Below are 6,330 nucleotides of genomic sequence, written 5' to 3'. Positions count from 1 at the left end.
CGCAGCGCGAGCCGCAGCAGGCACCGCGCCCGCAGGCCCAGCCGCAGCAGCCCGCAGCACGGCAGCAACCGGCGCCGGATTACGACAGCTTCGACGACGACATCCCCTTCTAGAGTCTTCTGAATGCGAATGCGCCTGATGCTGTTGGGCGGCGGTAATGCCCTGGGGCAGGCGCTTATCCGCCTCGGTGCCGAGGAAGACATCGGCTTTCTCGCACCGCGCCCGCCCGCGCAAGGCTGGGACGCGCCCAGCCTGACCCAGCTACTCGACGACAACCGCCCGGATGTCGTGATCAATCTCGCGTATTACTACGACTGGTTCCAGAGTGGGCAGACCAGCGAGCCGGCGCTCGCGGCCCAGGAACGGGCCGTCGAGCGTCTGGCCGAACTTTGCCAGCACCACGATTTCGTGCTGCTGCAGCCCTCCAGCTATCGCGTCTTCGATGGCGCGCGAACCACCGCCTACAGCGAGAAGGATGAAGTGGCGCCGCTGGACGTCCGGGGCCGGGCGCTGTGGCGCATCGAGCAGAGCGTGCGCTCGTTCTGTCCGCGGCATGTGCTGTTGCGCTTCGGCTGGTTGCTCGACGACAGCCGTGACGGCGTGTTGGGGCGCGTGCTGCAGCGGCTCGAGCAGAGCGAGCCGATCCTTCTCGCCGACGACCGCCGCGGCAACCCGACGCCGGTGGACGATGCGGCGCGGGTGATTCTCGCCGTGCTCAAGCAACTGGACTGCCAGGCGCCGCTGTGGGGCACCTATCACTACGGCGGGCACGAAGCCTCCACGCCCCTGCTGGTCGGCCAGGCATTGCTCGCCGAGGCGGGCAGGTATCGCGACGTGGCGGGCGCCACCCTGACGCCGGTCGCCCATGCCGATTGCCAGGATGCGACGGACGAACCGCAGCACGGCGTACTCGCCTGCAAGAAAATCTTCACCACCTTCGGCATCAAGCCGCGCGCATGGCGCACCGGCCTGCCGAGCCTGCTGGAACGCTATTACCGTCATGAGTGATTCCCCGATCCTGGTGACCGGCGGTGCCGGCTTCATCGGCTCCAACCTGGTCGACGCATTGCTCGCGCGCGGCTATTCGGTGCGGGTGCTGGACAACCTTTCCACGGGCAAGCGCGAAAACCTGCCGGCGGATGGGCGGGTCGAGCTGATCGTCGGCGATGTCGCCGACGCGGAATGCGTGCGGAAGGCCGTGAGCGGCTGCCGGGCGGTTGTGCACCTGGCGGCGGTGGCTTCGGTGCAGGCGTCGGTGGACGATCCGTTCGGTACCCACCAGAGCAACCTGATCGGCACGCTCAACCTGTGCGAGGCGATGCGCGAGGCTGGCGTGAGGCGGGTGCTGTTCGCCTCCAGCGCTGCGGTCTATGGCAACAACGGCGAAGGCCAGGCCGTCGACGAGGACACACCGAAGGCGCCATTGACGCCTTATGCGGCGGACAAGCTGGCCAGCGAGCATTACCTGGATTTCTATCGCCGCCAGCACGGGCTGGAGCCGGCGATTTTCCGCTTCTTCAATATCTTCGGGCCGCGCAGGATCCTTCGTCGCCGTATTCCGGGGTGATCAGCATCTTCACCGAGCGGGCGCAGAAGGGCCTGCCGATCATGGTGTTCGGCGATGGTGAGCAGACCCGTGACTTCGTCTACGTCGGTGATCTCGTCGAGGTACTGGTGCAGGCACTGGAATCGCCTGAAGTGGCAGAGGGCGCGGTGAATGTCGGACTGGGTCGAGCAACCTCGCTGAATCAATTGCTCGAAGCGATCGGCGATGTGCTGGGCGGGCTGCCTGTGGTGAGCTACCAGGCTTCGCGGCCCGGAGATATCCGGCATTCGCGGGCGAACAATGCGCGGCTGCTGCAGCGCTATCGCCTGCCGGCGCCGCCGACCGACATGCGCGATGGGTTGGCCCGGTTGCTGGGCCTGTAAGCGTAATTCGAAAAACACAAAAGGCGCCGAAGGGCGCCTTTTGTTCGTCTGCGATTCGGCGGGTGCCGGTTTCGTCAGAACTTGTAGCCGAGACCGACCATGTAGACGAAGGGGTCTACGTCCACGTCGACTTTGACCTTGCCCAGTGCGGCATGATTGGAAGTCGCTTCGGTGTCAATGTCGATATAACGAACCTGGGCGTTCAGCATGAGACTGTCAGTCAGCATATAGTCCATGCCTACTTGGGCGGCCAGGCCCCAAGAGTCCTTCAGGTCCAGGCCGTTGAAACCATTTCCTTCGGCATGGCTGCTCAGCTTGTCATCGAAGAACCAGGTGTAATTGACGCCTGCACCTACATAAGGTTGGAACGCGGAGTTCTTCTCGAGCGGGTAGTAAATGACGCTCAGGGTCGGCGGCAAGTGCTTGATGCTGCCGAACTTGCCATCGAGCGGAGCTCCCAGCCCTTTGACACCAACGTCATGGCTGAACGGAGTGGCCGCCAGCAACTCGATACCGATTTTATCGGTAACCATGTAAGCGAAATTCAGCCCCAACTGAGTATCGCTATCGAGAGTGGCCTTCCCTCCGAGCGGTCCGGTCACAGCAGTAGAAATAGCACTACTATCTTCGTGCGGATCGACGGTAACCGCACCAGCGCGGACGATGATGTCCCCGGCTTCGAAAGCCTGGGCGAAGGGTGCGGCCAGCGCCAGGGCCAGCGCGGAAGCGGTGAACAGGGTCTTGCGCATGATGATGCTCCGTTGGTTGGGATGCGACTGGGGGCAATGGTAGGGGGTGGGGGTAGGGGCTTTTTGATCCAGCTCAATGAAAGCCACTCGCTATGCTGCGACGTATTGCCCGGGTTGCTTTGCATCAACCCACAGATGATAATGTTTCTCTTTTGAGTTAACGCCGTCTGCAAGGATTCCCTCAATGCCTTCCTCCATCCCCCGCCTGCTGGCGGCTGCCGTGCTGCCGTGCTGTCTGCAGCTCTATGCTGCATCGCTGTCGGCCGCCCCGCTGGATGCCGCGCTGGACGAGAGCGAGCGTCTGTCCGCGGAAGCGAAAGCTTCGCAAGTGCGGATCGACCAGCTCGATGACGCCACACGACAGATGCTCAACGAATACCGCAGTGCGCTGCAGCAGACCGAGGCGCTGAAGGCCTACAACAAGCAACTGCAGGCGCTCACTGCGGCGCAGCGCAAGGAGCTGGAAGGCTTCCAGCGGCAGCTGGACAGCATCGAGCGCACCCAGGAGGCGGTAACGCCGCAGATGGGCAGATGGTCGAGGTGCTGGGCGAGTTCATCGCTGCCGACTTGCCGTTCCTTCCGGATGAGCGTGCCGATCGCCTGGCCAGCCTGCAGGATCTGCTGCCCCGCGCGGACGTCAGCCTGGCCGAGAAATATCGGCGCATTCTCGAGGCCTACCAGATCGAGAGCGACTACGGCCGGACGCTGGAAGCCTGGCGCGGCGAGCTGCCGATCGAGGGCGGTTCGCGTAGCGTCGAGTTCCTGCGCCTGGGCCGGGTGATGCTCTATTACCAGACGCTCGATGCCCATGAGAGCGGCTGGTGGAATCCGCAGACCCGCAGTTGGCAAGTCCTCGATGGCGGTGCCCGCCGGCCGCTGACCCAGGCCATCGCCATCGCCCGTCAGCAGCAGGCGCCCGCCTACCTGCAACTGCCCGTCAAGACACTGGCCGAGGAGGCCGCGCAATGAGCCGTCTGCTTTCCTGGATTTTCGTCGGCCTGCTGCCGGTCGTGGCGCATGCCGCCGAACCGCTGAACCCCGATCAGTTGCTCGAGCGTATCCGCAGCGAGCGGGCCGCCGAGGTCAGTGCCATGCAGACGCGTGAGCAGGCCTTCGTCCGTGACCGCGGCGAGCAGGCGCAATTGCTGGCCCGTGCACGCGCGGCGCTGGACGAGCAGAAAGCCGAGGCCGAACGGCTGAAGGCCCAGTTCGATCGCCAGGAGGCCGAGCTGGCCGAGCAGGAGAAACTGCTGGCCCAGCGGGTCGGTCATCTCGGCGAACTGTTCGGCGTGGTGCGCCAGAGCGCCGGCGATATCGCCGGCCAGTGGCAGGACGGTCTGCTCAATGCACAGTATCCCGAGCGCCTGCAGCAATTGCGCAGCCTGGCGGAAAGCCGCGCGCTGCCGTCCGCCGATGACCTCGACCGCTTCTGGATGATCTTGCTCGAGGATCTGGCGGCCAGTGGCCGGGTGGAACGGCTCGAGCTGCCGGTGGTGGCGGCCGATGGGCATCGCAGCGAGCAGCCAGTATTGCGGGTAGGCAGTTTCTCGGCCTTCACCGATGCGGCCTTCCTGCGTTATGACGCCGACGCCGGCGAGTTGCTGGTGCCAGCGCGTCAGCCTTCCGGCCAGGGGCTGGTCGGGGACTATCTGGAAAGCCGCGATGGGCTGGCGACACTGCCGGTCGACCCCAGCCGGGGCACCCTGCTGGCCCAGCTGCAGCGCCAGCCGGACCTGTGGGACCGCGTCCAGCAGGGCGGCCTGGTGGGCTGGGTGATCCTGGTGCTCGGTGCGATCGGCCTGCTGCTGGCCATCTGGCGCATGGTCTACCTGAGCGGCATCGGTCGCAAGGTCGGCAGCCAGATGCGCGAGCTCAATCATCCGCGTGACGACAACCCGCTGGGCCGCATCATCGGCGTGCTGGGACCCAAGCCGCAGCTGTCGGATCTGGAAACCCTGGAGCTCAAGCTCGACGAGGCGATCCTCCAGGAAACCCCGCCGCTCGAACGTGGCCAGCCGCTGCTCAAGCTGCTCGCCGCGGTGGCGCCGCTGCTCGGCCTGCTGGGGACCGTCACCGGCATGATCATCACCTTCCAGGCGATCACCCAGAGCGGTGGCGGCGACTCCCGGCTGATGGCCGATGGTATTTCCCAGGCCCTGGTGACCACGGTGCTGGGGCTGGTGGTGGCGATCCCGCTGCTGTTCCTGCATAGCCTGCTGGCCAGCCGCAGCAAGGCGCTGATCCAGCTGCTGGAGCAGCAGAGCGCGGGGCTGATCGCGCTGCATCTCTCGGGGGCGCCACGCCGTGACTGACCTGCGCACCCAGTGGCTGAGCCTGGTCGACAGCGGTCATGCGCTGCTCGATTTCATGGCGGCTGGCGGGGTGGTGATGTGGGCGCTGGCCGGGCTCTGCGTGCTGTATTGGACGCTGGTCTTCGAGCGCCTGTGGTTCATGCGCCGGGTCTTCCCGCATTGGGTCGAGGCGCGTCGGCAGGCCTGGACGCAGCTGAGCGACGAGCCGGGCAGCTGGCAACGGGCGGTGCGCGCGGCCTGGCTGGCGCAGGCGCAGCAACAGCTGTCCGGCCCGCTGCGGCTGAGCAAGACACTGGTGGCGATGTATCCGCTGCTCGGCCTGCTCGGCACGGTCAGCGGCATGATCGCGGTATTCGACGTGCTGGCGCTCAGCGGCACCGGCAACCCGCGCGGCATGGCCGCGGGGGTCTGGCAGGCGACCCTGCCGACCATGGCTGGCATGGTGCTGGCCATTACAGGACTGTTCAGCCTGGCGCGCCTCGAGCGGATCGCGCGCCAGTCTCTCGACCGGCTGGCCGACCAGCTGCGTCACGACTGAGGATTTGCGGATGCGTATGCGTCGTCACCATTACCAGCAGGAAGAAGACACCGGTATCGACCTCACGCCGATGCTCGATGTGGTCTTCATCATGCTGATCTTCTTCATCGTCACCAGCTCCTTCATCAAGGAGTCCGGTGTCGAGGTCCAGCGCCCGCAGGCGGACACCGCCAGCGCCCAGGACAAGGGCAACATCCTCATCGCCGTCACGGCCGACGGCCAGGTCTGGATCGACAAGCAGGCGGTGGACGTGCGCAGCGTGCGCGCCCACGTCGAACGCCTGCGCGTGGATCAGCCGGAAGGCGCCGTGGTCGTGCAGGCCGACCAGGATGCCCGCACCGGCCTGGTCGTTCAGGTGATGGATCAGGCGCGTCAGGCCGGCGTGCGGGATGTCGCCCTGGCTGCCAGCACGGGGACGCGCTGATGCGCCCGCGGCTGGCCCGTTTCAGCTTGTCGTTCATCGCCGCGTGCGTGATGGCGCTGTTGCTGTTCGCCCTGATGCTGAGCATGGTCAACCCACCGCAGGATGCGCTCCAGGACGATCCAGTAGCGATCGCCAACTTCATCCGCATGGACGGGCGTAACGAGGACAGTGCCACGCGTTCGCGCCAGCAAGCCCCGCAGCCGCCGCAGCCGAAGACGCCGCAGCCACCGACGCCGCCGACGCCGAACATGGCCACCCCGGATGCCAGCCTGCCGAAACTGGACCTGGACTTGCCGGCCATCGACAGCGGTATTTCCGTTGCGACCGCGCCGGCCCCCAGCCTGTCCGGCCTGACCGCCGCGCAGAGCGCGCCGGCGG

5 protein-coding genes and 4 pseudogenes are annotated in these 6,330 nt (G+C 66.0%); 8 read left to right on the top strand and 1 reads right to left on the bottom strand.

Translation table 11 applies throughout. The features are described from left to right. From BAY1663_RS21820 to BAY1663_RS21810, 3 genes and pseudogenes are all read left to right on the top strand, one after another. Window positions 1–113 (top strand): annotated as a pseudogene (locus tag BAY1663_RS21820) (single-stranded DNA-binding protein); the annotation flags it as partial. Between the two features lie 10 nt (window positions 114–123). Next, window positions 124–1,008 (top strand): sugar nucleotide-binding protein, encoded by an 885-nt coding sequence (locus BAY1663_RS21815; RefSeq protein ID WP_037045028.1) that lies wholly within the window; start codon window positions 124–126, stop codon window positions 1,006–1,008. Further along, window positions 1,001–1,929: pseudogene (locus tag BAY1663_RS21810) on the top strand (NAD-dependent epimerase/dehydratase family protein). The gene BAY1663_RS21815 and the pseudogene BAY1663_RS21810 overlap by 8 nt, the downstream one beginning before the upstream one ends. A 74-nt stretch (window positions 1,930–2,003) precedes the next feature. Here the strand turns inward: BAY1663_RS21810 and BAY1663_RS21805 are convergent. Continuing rightward, entirely contained in the window at window positions 2,004–2,678 is a 675-nt protein-coding gene (locus BAY1663_RS21805) for an OmpW family protein (RefSeq protein WP_037045026.1), read from the bottom strand. 184 nt (window positions 2,679–2,862) lie between these two features. Between BAY1663_RS21805 and BAY1663_RS21800 the strand changes: the two are divergent. From BAY1663_RS21800 to BAY1663_RS21780, 5 genes and pseudogenes are all read left to right on the top strand, one after another. Then, window positions 2,863–3,647 (top strand): annotated as a pseudogene (locus tag BAY1663_RS21800) (DUF3450 domain-containing protein). After that, window positions 3,644–4,990, top strand: a complete 1,347-nt coding sequence (locus BAY1663_RS21795) for a MotA/TolQ/ExbB proton channel family protein (protein WP_037045023.1) — start codon at window positions 3,644–3,646, stop codon at window positions 4,988–4,990. Before BAY1663_RS21800 ends, BAY1663_RS21795 begins: the two are co-directional and overlap by 4 nt. Continuing rightward, the gene (locus BAY1663_RS21790; RefSeq protein WP_037045021.1) at window positions 4,983–5,528 is read left to right on the top strand and encodes a MotA/TolQ/ExbB proton channel family protein; all 546 of its coding nucleotides are present in this window, start codon (window positions 4,983–4,985) and stop codon (window positions 5,526–5,528) included. The genes BAY1663_RS21795 and BAY1663_RS21790 overlap by 8 nt, the downstream gene beginning before the upstream one ends. Window positions 5,529–5,538: 10 nt before the next feature. After that, the gene (locus BAY1663_RS21785) at window positions 5,539–5,952 is read left to right on the top strand and encodes a biopolymer transporter ExbD (RefSeq protein ID WP_037045018.1); all 414 of its coding nucleotides are present in this window, start codon (window positions 5,539–5,541) and stop codon (window positions 5,950–5,952) included. After that, window positions 5,952–6,330, top strand: a pseudogene (locus tag BAY1663_RS21780) (energy transducer TonB); the annotation flags it as partial. The gene BAY1663_RS21785 and the pseudogene BAY1663_RS21780, both read left to right, overlap by 1 nt.

It is taken from the genome of Pseudomonas sp. BAY1663, assembly GCF_000582595.1.
In the GTDB taxonomy this organism is placed as follows: Bacteria; Pseudomonadota; Gammaproteobacteria; order Pseudomonadales; family Pseudomonadaceae; genus Stutzerimonas; species Stutzerimonas stutzeri_AF.
Note: the sequence above shows the minus strand (reverse complement) of the source record. Positions and strands in the feature narration are given on the sequence as shown.